Origin of the sequence: Streptosporangium heterodermiicola (genome assembly GCF_051390675.1) — a bacterium.
In the GTDB taxonomy this organism is placed as follows: Bacteria; Actinomycetota; Actinomycetes; order Streptosporangiales; family Streptosporangiaceae; genus Streptosporangium.
This window is the reverse complement of sequence record NZ_JBPJSR010000007.1, coordinates 1-12,838: the sequence shown is the minus strand read 5'-3', so window position 1 is coordinate 12,838 and position 12,838 is coordinate 1. Positions and strand designations below refer to the sequence as shown.

General features: G+C 72.0%; 10 protein-coding genes. 1 reads left to right on the top strand and 9 read right to left on the bottom strand.

What is annotated here, in order from left to right:
• Positions 1-7: 7 nt before the first annotated feature.
• From ACSC1Q_RS16725 to ACSC1Q_RS16710, 4 genes are all read right to left on the bottom strand, one after another.
• Positions 8-1,303, bottom strand: coding sequence for an AAA family ATPase (locus tag ACSC1Q_RS16725; RefSeq protein WP_436759626.1), 1,296 nt, complete (start codon positions 1,301-1,303; stop codon positions 8-10).
• Between the two features lie 115 nt (positions 1,304-1,418).
• Positions 1,419-2,888, bottom strand: a complete 1,470-nt coding sequence (locus ACSC1Q_RS16720) for a hypothetical protein (RefSeq protein ID WP_436759625.1) — start codon at positions 2,886-2,888, stop codon at positions 1,419-1,421.
• 223 nt (positions 2,889-3,111) lie between these two features.
• Complete coding sequence (locus ACSC1Q_RS16715; RefSeq protein WP_436759624.1) at positions 3,112-4,239, bottom strand: hypothetical protein; 1,128 nt, start codon at positions 4,237-4,239, stop codon at positions 3,112-3,114.
• Positions 4,240-4,267: 28 nt separating this feature from the next.
• A complete protein-coding gene (locus tag ACSC1Q_RS16710) occupies positions 4,268-5,044 on the bottom strand; it encodes a hypothetical protein (RefSeq protein WP_436759623.1) in 777 nt (258 codons plus the stop codon).
• 250 nt (positions 5,045-5,294) lie between these two features.
• Between ACSC1Q_RS16710 and ACSC1Q_RS16705 the strand changes: the two genes are divergently transcribed.
• Positions 5,295-5,900, top strand: a complete 606-nt coding sequence (locus ACSC1Q_RS16705; RefSeq protein ID WP_436759622.1) for a TetR/AcrR family transcriptional regulator — start codon at positions 5,295-5,297, stop codon at positions 5,898-5,900.
• Positions 5,901-5,940: 40 nt separating this feature from the next.
• Here the strand turns inward: ACSC1Q_RS16705 and gnd are convergent, their stop codons facing one another.
• The 5 genes from gnd to ACSC1Q_RS16680 all read right to left on the bottom strand — a co-directional run bounded on the left by gnd (position 5,941) and on the right by ACSC1Q_RS16680 (position 12,438).
• Positions 5,941-7,371: an NADP-dependent phosphogluconate dehydrogenase gene (gene gnd, locus ACSC1Q_RS16700; RefSeq protein WP_436759621.1), complete on the bottom strand. Its 1,431-nt coding sequence runs from the start codon at positions 7,369-7,371 to the stop codon at positions 5,941-5,943.
• 201 nt (positions 7,372-7,572) lie between these two features.
• Positions 7,573-9,261 (bottom strand): serine/threonine-protein kinase, encoded by a 1,689-nt coding sequence (locus ACSC1Q_RS16695; protein ID WP_436759620.1) that lies wholly within the window; start codon positions 9,259-9,261, stop codon positions 7,573-7,575.
• Positions 9,262-9,396: 135 nt separating this feature from the next.
• Entirely contained in the window at positions 9,397-10,701 is a 1,305-nt protein-coding gene (locus ACSC1Q_RS16690) for a glycosyltransferase family 4 protein (RefSeq protein ID WP_436759619.1), read from the bottom strand.
• 190 nt (positions 10,702-10,891) lie between these two features.
• Positions 10,892-11,710 (bottom strand): ABC transporter permease, encoded by an 819-nt coding sequence (locus ACSC1Q_RS16685; RefSeq protein ID WP_436759618.1) that lies wholly within the window; start codon positions 11,708-11,710, stop codon positions 10,892-10,894.
• A complete protein-coding gene (locus ACSC1Q_RS16680; protein ID WP_436759617.1) occupies positions 11,707-12,438 on the bottom strand; it encodes an ABC transporter ATP-binding protein in 732 nt (243 codons plus the stop codon). Before ACSC1Q_RS16680 ends, ACSC1Q_RS16685 begins: the two co-directional genes overlap by 4 nt.
• Positions 12,439-12,838 lie beyond the last annotated feature (400 nt).

The window sequence follows — 12,838 nt, the reverse complement described above, 5'->3', positions numbered from 1 at the left end:
CGGGCCGTCAGTCCGGGGTCACCCGGTGCTTGGAGAGGTGGGCCAGCACCGCCTGGTTGGCCTCCCAGCCGTCGGGGAACTTCACCGGCACGCCGAGCTGGACCGGCTCGGACGACGGATGGGCGTCCAGGAGTTCGGGAATGCCCGCCCTGGCCACCACGACGCAGGCGTGGCGGTGCCGGGAGGTGAGCACGCACAGCCGCCCCGACTCCAGGTGGAACGCGGTGGCGTCGCGGCGCCCGGAGAGCGGGTGGAGCACGATCGTCACGTCGTACTCCCGGCCCTGCAGGCGGTTGGCGGTGTCCACCGTGATCTCCGGCGGCACCCCGGCGGCCCTGATCGCGGCGACCTGGTCGCGGTGCGCGGCGCCGATGGCGATCCGGTCGGCCGTGACGGGGTGGCTGCCGCGCTCGGAGTGCGCGACCGGGCCCCGCTGGAGCAGCCGCGTCGCCAGGGTCGCGGTCGCCGCCACGGCCTCCGCGTCGGTGCGCACCGTGTGGCGGCTCGGCAGCTCGTACAGCGCCCAGCCCGACACGGCCGCCTCCTCCAGCGCCCGGTCGTGGGAGGTGCGCATGCCGTTCACGGTGAACTCCAGCGACCGGTCGTCCGGGCCCGTCCCCGCGCGGAAGCCGGTGAACGGGTAGAACGCCTCGGAGACCACCGGCGCCGCCGACGCGGGCAGCCGCCAGGAGACCGGCAGCCGGTGCACCGGCAGGTCGGGGTTGTGCCGCAGCAGCACCGAGACCGCGCTCTGCACCGGGTCCCACGACAGGCCCGCCCAGCGGTCGCCGTCCACGATCGAGAACGGGTCGAGCTGGCCGGGGTCGCCCACGAACAGCGCCCGCTCGAACAGCGAGGCGATGCGCAGCAGCTTGTCCGAGCGCATCTGGTACGCCTCGTCGACGATGGCCCACGGCCAGGTACGGTCGCCGATCCAGGCCCACTTGTCGGCGGTGGCGACCACCACGGCCGGATCCCCCAGGTCGGGCAGCTTGCCCGCGACCGAGACGTTGGGGCGGGCGAGGATGCGGCCGGGCGTGATGTAGCCGCTCGCCGACAGGCGGCCGATCGGCAGGTCGGGGTGCTCGGCCGCGAGCCGTTCCACCAGGTCGTCGACCTGCTCGTTGGTCTGGGCGACGATCATCAGCGGCTCACCGGTCTCCGCGATGTGCCCCGCGGCCTTCACCACCAGCGTGGACTTGCCCGCGCCCGGCGGCGAGTCCACGACCACGCCGCGGTGGCGCGGCAGATCGGCCAGTACGGCGGCCACCACGGCCGCCGCCTCCCGCTGCGGGGTCGTCATGCCGCACCCCCGCCACGGCCCGCCGCGCCGAAAGCGTACGCGTCGCGGTCAGCCGCGCGGGAAGTGCGCGTGGCGGGACGGGACACCGCGCGGCGGAACGGGGTCCGGTGAGCGCTCAAAGCCATTCCTCCTGCGCGTCGTCGTCGCTGGGCTCGTACTCCTGCGGGGGGCCGCCGTGGGTCCACGGCGTCTGCTCCGGGTCGGGCAGCGCCGCCGACGACTGGAAGTCGTCGGTCAGCGAGGTGTACGAGACCCGCTCGCCCGGCTCGGGCACCGAGCCGGGGGCCGGTGTCCTGCCCCGCCCCATCCCCTTGGTGACCTTGAGGGTGATCTCGTCGTCCGCGATCTCGACGATCTCGGCGGCGTGGCCGCGCCGGTCGGGACTGCCGACCGTGGTGCCAGGGGCGAGCCGCACCGGGTCGCCGGTCCTCACCGTGATCAGGGGCCGGAGCTTGCGCGAGCGGCCCTCGCCCTCGCTGTGCTCGGGGTCGGCGGCCGTCACCGTCCCGGCGAAGGCCTCGCCGCTCAGCCGGTACTCGGCCATGAGCAGCGGGTCGTCGTGGGCCCGCTGCACGTCGTAGCTCGCCCGCGCCCGCTCCAGCCCCGCCAGCCGCGCGGCGGCGCCGACCGCTCCGTCCCTGCGCGCCTGGGGCGGCCCGCCCTCGGCGATCCGCTCGACGAACCGGGTGAACGACCCGCGGTCGATCTCCCAGCGGTCCTTCACCCGCGACCCCTCGGGCAGGGAGCGCAGCAGGTCCACGCTCCGCCACATCAGCCGCCAGGTGGGTTCGAGCTGGGTACGCAGCGCCTGGCCGATCCGGTCGACGGCGCGATCGGTCGGCGCCTCCTCGTAGGCGCGTATCGCGGGGCCGAGCACCTCGTTGTCGAAACCGGGGTCGGTCGCGGGACCGGCCGGGGGCCAGAGCAGCGGATCCTCGGCCTCCTCGGCCGCCCGGCGCCCGGACATCCCCGGCGGCGGGTTGATCCACCCCAGCAGCGCCGCCAGGTTGGCGTCCTCCAGGTTGCTCTGCCCGGTCGCCCAGTGCAGGCCCAGCGCCTCGGTGGCCGCGAGCAGCACCGAGGAGCCCGGCTGCCGCGACCGGTCGCCGAAGTAGGTCAGCCACCGGCCGAGCAGCGGCACCGAGGGATGCACCGGCCAGGGGCCGTCGGCCCGGCGGAACCGGGTGGACCGGCCGAGCAGCGCGGCGAACGAGGCCGCCGGCCGGTTCGGCACCAGGATCTGCGGCGCGTCCAGGCACCGCTCGTACGGCTCGCCGCCCCTGCGCTCGACCGTCTCTGTGCTCTTCTCGAACCCCTCGATGTACGGCAGCAGCACCTCGGCCAGCCCGGCGGCGAAGGCGAACCGCAGGTCCCGGTTGCGGGGCTGGGGGACGACGAGCAGCCGGGGGTGACCCGGGTCGGTGCCCACCATGGCGGCCAGCGGCGCGCCGGCCTCGCCCGCGAGCTTGAGCGGGATGAGCACCATCGGCTGGGCGGAGACGTGACAGTGCCGGACCGTGGTGATCCGCTGCGCGACGCCGTCCCTGACGGCCCTCAGCTGCGCCAGCGCCGTCAGCGTGCTCACCTGCCGCCCTCCGTCCGCCCCGGGCCCCCGGCCGGGCCCGGTACGCCGGTCCCCGTCGAGGCGGCGTCTCGTACGCCCGTCCCCGTCGCGGTGACGTCCCGTGCGGCCGGTGCGCCGGTCCGCGCCGTGGTGACGTCTTGTACGCCGGTCCTCGTCGCGGTGACGCCCCGTGCGGCCGGTGCGCCGGTTCCCCCCGCGGTGAGTGCGGCCGGTGTGCCCGTCCTCACCGCAGCGACTCCTCGCGCAGCCGGTTCGCCAGCCGGAGCAGGCGGGCGATCTCTTCCTGGCCCTCGGCCGGTTCGCGGGTGCCCTCGGCCAGGCCGAGCGCCTCGTCCATGCCGGAGACGCCGCCCAGCTGGTCGCGTACCTGGCGCCCGAGCAGGTCGCTGGACCCGCAGGCGCGCGCCTCGTGACGGCAGAACATGCACATGTCGCAGGTGGACAGGCAGTCGGGCGCGTAGCGGGCGGGCACCTGGAGCAGCGCCTGGGCCAGCTCCTCCGCCGAGCGGGTCGGCACGCCGTCCTCGCCGGGGGCCAGGTCGAAGGTGAGGTCGCCGGGCAGGCCCTCCAGCAGGTGCTCGACCCTGGTCATCCGGGCGAGCTGGCGGGTGAGGACCGAGAGGTGCTTGCGCACGTCGATCAGCGCCGCCGTCGGGCGGTTGGCGAAGTTCTCCGGGCAGACGAGGACCACGTCGTGGGAGACGCGCCGCGGGTCGTGGCCGAGGTCGGCCATGAGCGTGCGCAGCGCCAGGACGTAGACCGCGGCCTGCCGCGCCGCCGCCGCGACCTTGTCCGGCTCGGCCTGACCGTCGATCATGCTGAACGACTTGATCTCGACGATGTGGAAACGCCCCCCGATCTGGAAGGCCACCACGTCCGGCTCCAGGTAGGAGGTGTGCCCGGCGATCTCCAGGCTGAACAGCGGGTGGTCGTAGAACACCGCGGTCCCGTCGTCCTCGCGCGCCGCGCGGTCGATCAGCGCCCGGGTGTGCGAGTGGCGCAGGTGGGAGCCGACGCTCTCCACGTCCCGGTAGCCGACCTGGGCGACGGCGAGGCCGAGCAGCTCGCGCAGCAGCCGCAGCAGCTCGGCGCAGCCGTTCTCCTTCACCAGCGCCTCGAACACGTTTCCACGGCTGATCGCGAACTGGGACTGGCCGAACGGCGCCGGGAAGCCCATGTGCCGGGCCGTGAGGTCCTTGTCGACACCCGCGGCGTCCATCAGCGCCCGGCGCGCGCAGCCGGGGTTGGCGGCGAGCGCCGCGATGGCCCGCGCGTCGTGCGGGTGGGGCGGCATCGGCCCGCGCAGCTCGTCAAGCCTTTTCGGGGAGGGCCTCTCCCTGAGCTTGGTCATGAGCAGGTCTCCCCGTTCAGCCTGGTCTTCAACAGGCCCCCCTCAAGGTGTTCATCGCGGTGGCGCCGAACAGGCGCTCCACGTCCGGTAGTTGCCTCGTCGCCCGTGCCGCCACCTCGGCCCGCTGCGCGGAGTCGGCGGCCAGGTGGACCTCCAGCTCGGCCCGAGCCGCGTGGATCGCGGTCGCCGGGTCGGCCGGGGCGAACCCCTCGACGGCCCCCGGGATGTTCTGCGCCATCCGCGACAGCAGCCGCACCGCCCCCGTGGGCGGCTCCGTCAGCCGGGTCAGCTGCTCGGCGACGCGCACCGCCGAGGTGAGGAAGTCGACGCGCGGGCTCAGCGGTCCCAGCACCCGCAGCTCGGGCGGCCACGTGCTGTCGGCGAGCAGCCCCCGGGCGGGGGAGAGGCGGTCGGTCAGCGCGGCGCACAGGTAGTACGGCCTGGCGTAGGGATCGCCGCGGAACGAGCGCTCCTCGTCGCGCCGCAGGCTGGTCAGCTGGGAGCCGCGCAGCTCGCGGGAGAAGAAGGCGTCGTTCACCGCCACGATCAGCTTGGCCGGGGTCGGCACGCCCAGCAGGGTCAGTGCCTGGTGCACCTGCTCCCTGATGGGCAGCAGCGAGGTCTCGGGCTCGTGGGGCGGCGCCGGGACCTCGGAGGCCACCGCCGCGTCCCACGCCTGCTCGGCCCTGCGCAGATCCCCGCGCAGCGACCGGGCGAGCGAGTTCTCCCTCGCCTTGACCGCCCGTCGCACCTCGGCGCGGAGGTCGGCTATTCGCCGTTCCAGCGCGTCCAGTGGATCACTCACGGCTCGGAGCGTAACAGGAGCTCCACCAGCCTCCCCTGAATTCCAGCCAATTCCAGCATTAAAGTGCGAATTATTGAATGACAATAACGGGCGAAAGGTACATTTAATACGAAACTGATCGTTTGGGTCGCGAGCTCGTCGTCCGGAGATCGTCCGGTGGACGGCCGCCCCGCACTCCAACGGCCTGTCCCCAAAAAACCTTAACCCAGTCAAGATATTGACCAGGTTGCGCCTCTGTTAGGTTGGAAAGGTGACAGGACTCCGGGAACGCAAGAGGCGGCAGGTCCACGAGGCGATCTCGGCCGCGGCGATCGGGCTCTTCCTGGAGCGCGGGTTCGACGAGGTGCCGGTCGCGGAGGTGGCGGCGGCGGCGGGTGTCTCCAAGCCGACCCTGTTCAAATACTTCCCGACCAAGGAGGACCTCGTCCTGCACCGCATCTCCGACCACCAGGGGGAGGCGGCCCGGGTCGTCCGCGAGCGCGGGGCGGGCGAGACGCCGCTGGCGGCGCTGCGCCGGCACTTCCTGGACGGGCTCGACCGTCGCGATCCCGTGACGGGGCTCAACGACCACCCCGAGGTGCTCGCCTACCACCGGATGGTCTTCTCCACGGCCGGTCTCGCGGCCCGGGTGCTCCACTACATGGCCCTCGACGAGGAGGCTCTCGCCGCCGCGCTAGCCAAGGACACTGACGAGCTCACCGCGCTGCTCGTCGCCGGCCAGGTCCTCGCCACGCAGCGGGTGCTGTCCCGGCGCAACTGGCTGGCCCTGGTCGGCGGGGCGACGGCCGACGGGACCCACCCGTCGGCCGTCGCCGCCGCCGACCACGCGTTCGCCCTGCTCCCCGAACTCCCCTGAACACGCGGCACCGGACAGGGAGCGGGGCGGGACCCGCGAGCTAGCCCTCGACCTCCGTGCGGTCGGCCGACCACAGGGTGTGGAAGGAGCCCTCGCGGTCCACCCGCTCGTAGGTGTGCGCGCCGAAGAAGTCACGCTGGCCCTGGATCAGGGCGGCGGGCAGGCGCTCGGCGCGCAGCCCGTCGTAGTAGGCCAGCGCGGTCGAGAAGCCGGGCGCCGGGATGCCCAGCTCCGCGGCCTTCGACACCACCCGCCGCCACGAGTCCTGAGCCAGGGTGAGCGCGTCGGCGAAGTAGGGGGCCGCGAGCAGCGTGACCGGCTTGTCCTGCGCCGCGTACGCCTCACGGATGCGGTCGAGGAAGACGGCCCGGATGATGCAGCCGCCCCGCCAGATCGTGGCCAGCGCGCCGAGGTCGAGGTCCCAGCCGTACTCGGAGCTGCCGACCCTGAGCTGGTCGAACCCCTGGGCGTAGGCGACGATCTTCGAGGCGTACAGCGCCCGCCGCACGTCCTCGGCGAACTCCTCGCCGACGGCACCCGCGGGCACGCCCGACGGGCCCGGCAGGCCGCGCGCGGCCGCGCGCAGGTCCGCGTGGCCGGACAGGGAGCGGGCGAACACCGCCTCGGCGATGCCGCTCACCGGAACGCCCAGGTCCAGCGCGATCTGCACCGTCCACCGGCCGGTGCCCTTCTGCTCCGCCCGGTCGGCGATCACGTCGACGAGCGGCTTGCCCGTGGCCGCGTCGACCTGGCGCAACACCTCGGCGGTGATCTCGATCAGGTACGAGGAGAGCTCGCCCTCGTTCCACTCCGCGAAGATGTCCGCGAGCTCCGCCGGGGTCCGGCCGAGTCCCTGCCTGAGCAGGTCGTAGGCCTCGGCGATGAGCTGCATGTCGGCGTACTCGATGCCGTTGTGCACCATCTTCACGAAGTGCCCGGCGCCGTCGGGGCCGATGTGCGTGCAGCACGACACGCCGTCCACCTTCGCCGCGATGTCCTCCAGCAGCGGGCCCAGCGCCTGGTACGACTCCCGCGAGCCGCCGGGCATGATGCTCGGCCCGAGCAGCGCGCCCTCCTCGCCGCCGGAGACCCCCGCGCCGACGAAGTGCAGGCCGCGCTCGCGCAGCGCGGCCTCGCGCCGGCGCGTGTCCAGGAAGTGCGCGTTCCCGCCGTCCACGAGCATGTCGCCCGGCTCCAGCAGGGGGGCGAACTCCTCGATCACCGCGTCGGTCGGCGCACCCGCCTTGACCATGATCAGAATGCGCCGGGGCCGTTCCAGCGCCGCGACGAACTCCTCGGGAGTCTCGCAGGGGACAAAGGTTCCCTCGTCCCCGTGTTCCTCGATCAGTGCCTTGGTCCTGTGCGAGGACCTGTTGTGTACCGCTACCGAGTGTCCGTGCCTGGCCAGGTTGCGGGCGAGGTTCGCCCCCATCACGGCCAGTCCTGTCACACCGATCTGAGCCTGAGTCATCTCTGACACTCCTTTGTCGTGTCCAAGAATGCCAGTCTGCACCCACCGCCGATCAAAGCCCCCAAGAGGTCCCGGGGGAGAGGCCCCCGGTACGGTACGGATCCACGAACCGCCGGTCCTCACGAGGTTCCCGCGTCCGGCGGGAGCGTGAGGTGTCCGGCACCCGGCGCGGAGCCGCGGGATACCCGGATCCCCTGGGGATCAGTGGCGGAACAGGGTTCCCGGAGCCTCCGAGCCGAGGACTCCGCCCAGGCAGCGATAGGTCCGCGCGCCGCCCTGGAACTGCTCCTTCGAGGGCGGCAGGACCGTGCTGTGCCACCTGGCCTGCCCCACCCGGCGGGCGTCGCCGTACCGGGAGGCGAGCATGATCCGCGCCGCGCACACCTTCTTCACCGTCGGATGCCTCTCCAGGGCCGCCAGATCGTAGGTGAGGGAGTCCCGCGGCAGCGGGGCGATCGCGAACGTCTCCCACGAGTGGGACTCCTCGCAGCCGATCCGCTTGGCCGTGGTGTCGCCCGCGATCGAGACGAGGCCGCCCCAGCACTCGGGCTCCGCCACGCACGCGGCTCCCGCGCCCGCCACCGCCGCGGCGGGGCAGGCGGCCGTGACCGTGGCGACCTCGGGAACCGCCGCGGACGCGTCCGCCTCCGGGGCCGCGCTCCCGCCCCCGCCACCGTTCTGGAGGGCGCCGGAGTTCTGGAGGGCCCGCGAGCCGGACGGCTGCCCGGTGGACGGGGTCTGGTCCCGGTTCTCGATGTACATGAGCCCGACCCCGGCCATCAGCAGGATCGCGAAGGCCACGGCCACCGCGACGAAGATCCGCACGTTCGACGAGGAGGGGTGCGCCGGGGCCGTCGCGGGCGACTGGGTACCGGAGAGCCCCTTCAGCCCCGGCGACGTCATGTGCGACCGCACCACCTCCCCGCCCTGCCCGCCCCGCGCCGCCGGCGTGCCGTACGGGGCCTCCGTCCTGGCGTACGGGGGCGGCGGCACGGAAACCGGGCCCGCGTCCGGAGCCGGGGAAGGGGAAGGACGCGGGGTGGAGGGCCGGCGGACCGGCCGGCCCCCCTCCAGGCGCAGGTCCGTGAGGGCGTCGCGCAACGCGGCCACCGAAGGGGTACGCCGCGCCGGGTCGGTGGCCATCGCCTCCCTGAGCACGGCGGTCAGCTCCGGCGGCACCCCCGGGATATCGGGGACGGGCAGGCGGTGCAGGGCCATGATGACCGCGATGTTGACCACGCCGCTCTCGGGGAAGCGCGGCGGGCGCCCGGAGAGCAGCGCGTACAGCGTGGCGGCGAGGGAGTAGACGTCGCCCGCGGCGGCGGGTTCGGTCAGCTCGAACGCCTCGGGCGGGGCGTAGGCCGGGGTGAGGGACTCCCGGGTCACCGACGCCTCGCTGCCCGAGGACGGCATGGTGGCCAGCCCGAAGTCGGAGAGCACCACGTTGCCGTACCGGTTGATCAGGATGTTGGCGGGCTTGATGTCGCGGTGCAGCACCCCGGCGGCGTGCGCGGCCGACAGCGCGTCGGCGATCCGGATGCCGATGTCGGCGACCTCGGCCGGTGGCAGCCGCTTCTCGGCCCGCATCCGGTCCAGCAGCGACCCGCCGGGACACAGTTCCAGGACCATGTACGGGCGGCCGTCGGGCAGGACCCCCGCGTCGTAGACGTGGGCGACGTGCGGGTGACCGGAGAGGGCGCCCGCCGAGGTCACCTCACGCATGAAACGGCGCCGGTCCCGCTCGGAGACCAGCACCCGGTTGTCCACCTTGAGCGCGACCTCGCGCTCCACCGCCAGCTGCCTGGCCCGGTAGACGATCCCGAAGCCGCCCTGGCCGAGCACCCCGGACACCTCATAGCCCGGTACCGCAAAGGCGCCCGATCCGGTCACCTGCCACCTCCTGAAGACGAGCGGCAGATTACCGGAGTTTGATCCGCCAACTGGGTGCGTATCCTCTTATCGCTGTTCAGAGAGATGACCCGTAACTGGCCGGAGAGATGACGTACGGCCGGTCGAAGAGACGACTCATGGCCGGTCGGAGAGACGGCGCCCGTGACCGGCGGGGCGCTCGTCGCCGAGCTCCGCCAGGAGCGCGTCCCAGCGGGCGCCGATGCTGTCGAGACCGTAGCCGGAGGCCGTGAGCACGGCGTTCCCGCCGAGCTCGCGGCGCAGCTCCCGGTCCTCGATCAACCGGTTGAGCGCCTCCGCGAGCGCCGCCGGCCTCCTCGCCGGTACCAGCAGCCCGTTGTGCTCGTGGACGATCATCTCCTTGGGACCGTGCGGGCAGTCGAAGCTCACCACCGGCACGCCCTTGCTCATCGCCTCCAGGATCGTCATGCTGAACCCCTCGTAGCGCGAGCTGACGACGTGGACGGACGACCTGGCCAGCTCCACGCCGATCTCCGCCGAGCTGCCCATGAGCAGCATCGTGTCCGACAGCCCGGCCTCCTCGATCCTGTCGCGGAGCCTCCGCTCGGCCTCGGGCCTGCCGCGCCCGTAGAGGCGCAGCACCCAGTCGGGATGCGCGTCCGACACCGGCTTCCACGCCTTGACCAGCAGGTCGAAGCCCTTGGCGTGCACCACCCTGCCGACGGCGATCACCACCTTCTCGTCCAGCTCCGAGATGTCACCGGCCAGCGCGGTCACGGCGTTCGGGATGCGCAGCAGCCGTCCCGGGGGCGCCCGCAGCGCCCTGCGGTAGTGCTCCAGATCCGTCCGGGTGAGGGTGACGAAGGCGTCCAGCCTGCCGTAGCGCCGCTTGATGAGCCGGACGACCTCCGGGGCGTGCAGGCCGAGGGCCACGTGCTCCTGGCCGACGGTGATGACACCCGGCGGCGCGAACAACGCGGTGATCAGGTTGAACCCCGGCCGGGTGGAGATCAGCACACCGGAGCGCATGGACCGCAGGAAACGCACCATGAGCAGGTCCGTCCTGAGCGAGACCGCCCGGTGGATGCTCTCCTGCCTCGGGACCAGGACGCTCGGCAGCCGCGACAGCAGCCGCGCCACCGGACCCCGCCGCCCGGTCCTGTCGTCGAGGAACGACACCCGCACGCCCGGCGGGATGGGGAAGAACGGTTCCCTCGCCGTCCGGATCACGCTGACGATCTCCACGTCACGCTCGCGCGCCAGGTGCCCCGCCAGGTTGAGCACCGTCCTGATCGTGCCGCCCATCCCGTACGCGTGCTGCAGCAGGAAGCGGACCGTCCGGGTGTCGGGTGCCGGGGCACGTCGCGCCCGCCTCGCGTTGAGGAGCCGCAGCAGCCGGAGCGCCGCGCGCCTCGCCCCCTCGCGTGCCTTTCGCCGTACCCTCGCCAACGTCCCCGACATGCTGGGAGCCCCCCGCCGATCTCTCCCTCCCCTGCTCGTTACCTTCCCCGGAGTCGCTTTCGCCGAAGCGCGCACGTCACGACATCATGGTCACCGCCCGGCGAGATCTTTGTTCTCCCGGCGCTCTTGTCCCCGGCCGTTCTTCTCGCGCTCTCCTCAGGGCTCTTCCCGCGGCTTCCCCCGGGGCGCGTCACTCGCCGAAGCGGGAGAGCCGTCCGCGTACGCGGGCGTGGCGCAGCGCCCACGCGAACAGGCCGAGCGTGGCGGCGAGGTAGACGACGTCCAGCAGTGCCGCCCAGGCGAGGCTCTCCCAGGGCACGGCGCCGCCGTTCAGCACGGTCCGCATGCCCGTGAAGACGTGGGTCGCGGGCATGAACGCCGCGATGGCCTGGAGAGGGCCGGGAAGCGTCTCCACGGGGTAGAAGATGCCCGCCAGCGGCTGCACCACGAAGACCAGCGACCAGGCGATCACCTGGGCGTTCTCGCCGAAGCGCAGCACCGCGCAGATCCCCACCAGGCCGAGGGACCAGCCCATCACCAGCAGCAGCGCCATGAACGGCACCATCCCCGCGCCCAGGCTCGTGACGCCGAAACCGTAGAGGGCGAGCGCCAGCCCCGACATGATCGCGATGGCGAAGACGACCTTGCCGAACGAGAACACGATCAGCCCGACCACGTACTCGACATTGGAGAGCGGGCTGACCTGGACGTTCAGTAAATTCCTGCTCCAGATGTCCTCAAGGAAGGCTATCGAGATCTCGTTGCTCGCCTTCTGGAGCACCTGCCACAGCAGGACCGCGCCGAGGAGGAAGGCGGCGACGAACGGCACGCGCTGCGACTGCAGGAACAGCGTCACGAAGCCCCAGACGAAGAGCTCGATCGTGGGCCAGAAGACGATCTCGAACATCCGGACCGGGCTGCGGCGCAGCGCCGCCAGGTCGCGGAAGACCACACCGCTGATTCGTCGCCTGCGCGCGGCCATGCCGAGCGGGGGGAGGGTCATCGTCATGATCGCGCCACCGATCGGGCCACCTTGAGGAAGACCTCTTCCAGATCCTCGGCGCCGTAGACGTCGGTGAGCTCGGCGGTGCTCCCGCTGGCCACGATCCGGCCCTCGGACATGAAATGGACGCGGTGACACATCCGCTCCACCTCCTGCATGTTGTGGGACGTGATGAGCATCGCGCGCCCGCTCTCGGCGGCCACCCGGACGAGCAGCTGGCGGATCCGGTCGCCGGCGTCGGGGTCGAGGTTGGCGGTGGGTTCGTCCAGGATGAGCAGGCTTGGTTCGTTGATCAGGGCCTTGGCCAGTTGCACGCGGGTGCGCTGACCGGAGGAGAGCTCCATCACGCGGCGCCTGCGCAGCGGGCCGAGGTCCAGCAGCTCGACGACCTCCTCCACCCTGGCCCTGGGTTTCCGTACGCCGTACAGCCGGGCGAAGGTGTCGAGCACTTCGCGCACGTGCAGGACACCGGGGAGGTCGACGTAGCTCGCGGCGAAGTTGATCTGGCTGAGCACCTCGGTCCGGTTCCTGGCGAGGTCCAGGCCGAACATGTGGATGCTGCCGCTGTCGGGCGTGATCAGGCCGAGGAGCATGTGCAGGGTCGTCGACTTGCCCGCGCCGTTGGGGCCGAGCAGCCCGACGATCTGGCCCGTGCCGACGGTGAGACTCACCTCCCGGACGGCGGCCACCGAACCGAACCTCTTCGCCAGCGCCACAGCCTCAAGAATCACCACCACGTCAGCGTGCGGTCCGCCGGCCCCTCCGGGCAATCGGTTTTCCCATGGGTGGCGCGGTTGATTTGACGATGCGGTTCGTGGTTCATAAAGTTCACCAGACCCGAGGGAGACGGCGGTGACGCCGGGGCCTCGGAACCCTCTCTGACGATCTTCCTCCTTACGGGATCTTTGTCCCCAAAGAGGTCTGATTCGACACGAATCGGACGATCAAGTAAGTTAGACGGGTTGCCCCGGAAGGGGAGGCTGGAAATTCTGAAACAGGTAAGCCGGATCGGGTCGGTTTGACACGAAAAAGCGAGCCTGAAAGAATAAAGGCACAACGAAAGAACAGAATAAAACAAAACGAACGCCCCGGAGTTCTGCTTGGCTGGTTGGCCGGGTCTGGGTGATGGTGTAC

Bases quoted from the DNA above. Each gene is read 5' to 3' on its own strand.
- ACSC1Q_RS16690 (WP_436759619.1), bottom strand. From the start codon at position 10,701: ATGTCGGGGACGTTGGCGAGGGTACGGCGAAAGGCACGCGAGGGGGCG.
- ACSC1Q_RS16715 (WP_436759624.1), bottom strand. From the start codon at position 4,239: ATGACCAAGCTCAGGGAGAGGCCCTCCCCGAAAAGGCTTGACGAGCTG.
- ACSC1Q_RS16685 (WP_436759618.1), bottom strand. From the start codon at position 11,710: ATGACGATGACCCTCCCCCCGCTCGGCATGGCCGCGCGCAGGCGACGA.
- ACSC1Q_RS16725 (WP_436759626.1), bottom strand. From the start codon at position 1,303: ATGACGACCCCGCAGCGGGAGGCGGCGGCCGTGGTGGCCGCCGTACTG.
- gnd (WP_436759621.1), bottom strand. From the start codon at position 7,371: ATGACTCAGGCTCAGATCGGTGTGACAGGACTGGCCGTGATGGGGGCG.